The organism is Streptomyces sp. B1866 (genome assembly GCF_031932565.1).
In the GTDB taxonomy this organism is placed as follows: Bacteria; Actinomycetota; Actinomycetes; order Streptomycetales; family Streptomycetaceae; genus Streptomyces.
Map to the genome: position 1 here is coordinate 1 of NZ_JAVSCF010000443.1, position 2,575 is coordinate 2,575.

The window sequence follows — 2,575 nt, forward strand, 5'->3', positions numbered from 1 at the left end:
CGACGGGTCCGGCCAGGCCCGCGCCGCCGCGCCCGCCGCCGAGGCGGCCGCGCCCGGCGCCCGGCGGGCCGGGGCGGTGCCCGACGAGGAGGGCGTGTGACGCGCTGCGCCGTCTACGGCACCGGCTCGTGGGGCACCGCCTTCGCGATCGTGCTCGCCGACGCCGGCTGCGAGGTGACGCTGTGGGGCCGCCGCGCCGGACTCGCCGAGGCGGTCAACACCGAGCGCGTCAACCCGGACTACCTTCCGGGCGTCGTGCTGCCCGAGGGCGTACGGGCCACCACCGACCCGGCCGAGGCGGCGCGCGGCGCGCAGTTCACCGTCCTGGCCGTGCCCTCCCAGACGCTGCGCGGCAACCTCACCGCGTGGGCGCCGCTGCTGCCGCCCGACACGGTGCTGGTCTCCCTCATGAAAGGCGTCGAGCTGCACACGGCCAAGCGGATGAGCGAGGTCATCCAGGAGACCGCCGAGGCGCCCGCGGACCGGGTCGCGGTGCTCACCGGGCCCAACCTCGCCAAGGAGATCGCCGCCCGGCAGCCGGCCGCCTCGGTCGTCGCCTGCCGTGACGAGGGCGTGGCGCGCCGCCTCCAGGCCGCCTGCCACACCCCGTACTTCCGCCCGTACACCAACACCGACGTGGTGGGCTGCGAGCTGGGCGGCGCGGTGAAGAACGTCATCGCGCTGGCGGTCGGCATCGCCGACGGCATGGGCCTGGGCGACAACACCAAGGCGTCGCTGATCACCCGCGGCCTGGCCGAGACCACCCGGCTGGGGCTGGCCATGGGCGCCGACGCGCACACCTTCGCGGGCCTGGCGGGCATGGGCGACCTGGTCGCCACCTGCTCCTCGCCGCTGTCCCGCAACCACACCTTCGGCACCAACCTCGGCCGCGGCATGACGCTCCAGGAGACCGTCGCGGTGACCCGGCAGACGGCGGAGGGCGTCAAGTCCTGCGAGTCGGTGCTGGATCTGGCGCGCAGGTACGGCGTCGACATGCCGATCACCGAGACGGTCGTGGACATCGTGCACGACGGCAAGCCGCCGCTGGTCGCGCTCAAGGAGCTGATGTCGCGCAGCGCCAAGGCCGAGCGGCACTGACCGGCCGGCCCCGGGCCCCGCGGCGGCGGGACGGGCGCACGAAGACCGCGTACGCCGCGGCCGCGCGCGTCGTACGCGGCCGCCGTCCCGCGCGTGGCGGCGCTGAACCCGCGCGGGGCGGCGGCGGTCCCGCGCGGGAGCCCGGGCCGCCGTGCGGACGCCTCGCGGCGTACGGCCGCCGACGCGCGGCCCGCGCGCACTGCCCTCACGCGCGGGCCGCACGGTAGTCTCACCTCCGATATGAGCAGCGAGACTTCCCCACCCAGCCCTGTCCCGCCCGCGCCCTCCGGGGGGCGGCGGAAGCCGCGCGTGGCCGTCGTCTTCGGCGGCCGGAGCTCCGAGCACGCGATCTCGGTGATCACCGCGGGCGCCGTGCTGCGCGCCATCGACCGCGCGAGGTACGACGTGCTGCCGATCGGCATCACGGGGGACGGCCGCTGGGCGCTGACCGCCGACGAGCCCGAGCGGATGGCCATCGAGGGCGGCGGGCTGCCGAGCGTCGGCGAGCTCGCCGAGTCCACCGAGGGCTCGGTGGTGCTGCCGGTCGACCCGGGCAGCCGCGAGGTGGTCTACAGCGAGCCGGGCGCGGTGCCCAAGGCGCTCGGCGAGGTCGACGTGGTCTTCCCGGTGCTGCACGGCCCGTACGGCGAGGACGGCACCCTCCAGGGCCTGCTGGAGCTGTCGGGCGTGCCGTACGTCGGCGCGGGCGTGCTCGCCTCGGCCGTCGGCATGGACAAGGAGTACATGAAGCGGGTCTTCGCCTCCTTCGGGCTGCCGGTGGGCCCGTACGAGGTGGTCCGCCCGCGCGTGTGGGACACCGACCCGATCCTGGCCCGCCGCCGGATCACGGACTTCGCCGACGCGCACGGCTGGCCGGTGTTCGTCAAGCCCGCCCGCGCGGGCTCGTCCATCGGCATCGCCAAGGTCACCGGACCCGAGGCGCTGGACGAGGCGGTCGCCGAGGCCCGGCGGCACGACCCGAAGATCCTCGTCGAGGCGCTGATGCGCGGCCGGGAGATCGAGTGCGGCGTGCTGGAGTTCGAGGACGGGCCGCGCGCGAGCGTGCCCGCCGAGATCCCCCCGGTGTCCGACCACGCCTTCTACGACTTCGAGGCCAAGTACATCGACTCCGCCGACGGCATCGTGCCCGCGCCGCTCGCGCCCGAGCAGGTGGCCCGGGTCCAGGAGCTGGCCGTGCGGGCCTTCGAGGCGGCGTCCTGCGAGGGGCTCGCGCGCGTGGACTTCTTCCTGCTCGACAGCGGCGAGTTCGTTATCAACGAGATCAACACCATGCCGGGCTTCACGCCCATCTCCATGTTCCCGCGCATGTGGCAGGCCAGCGGACTGAGCTACCCGGAGCTGATCGACCGGCTCATCCAGGCGGCGCTGCGCCGCCCCACCGGACTGCGCTGACGCCGGCCCGCGGCCCGTGTCCGTGCCCGCCGCCCCCGCGGCCGCCGCCCCCGCGGCCGCCGCG

The 2,575-nt window shown here is 75.7% G+C and carries 2 protein-coding genes; both read left to right on the forward strand.

Features of this window, described 5'->3' with window-relative positions; genetic code table 11:
* Nucleotides 1-96: 96 nt before the first annotated feature.
* Entirely contained in the window at nucleotides 97-1,098 is a 1,002-nt protein-coding gene (locus RKE29_RS29200) for an NAD(P)H-dependent glycerol-3-phosphate dehydrogenase (protein WP_312008723.1), read from the forward strand.
* Between the two features lie 240 nt (nucleotides 1,099-1,338).
* Nucleotides 1,339-2,511, forward strand: coding sequence for a D-alanine--D-alanine ligase family protein (locus tag RKE29_RS29205; RefSeq protein ID WP_312008724.1), 1,173 nt, complete (start codon nucleotides 1,339-1,341; stop codon nucleotides 2,509-2,511).
* Nucleotides 2,512-2,575 lie beyond the last annotated feature (64 nt).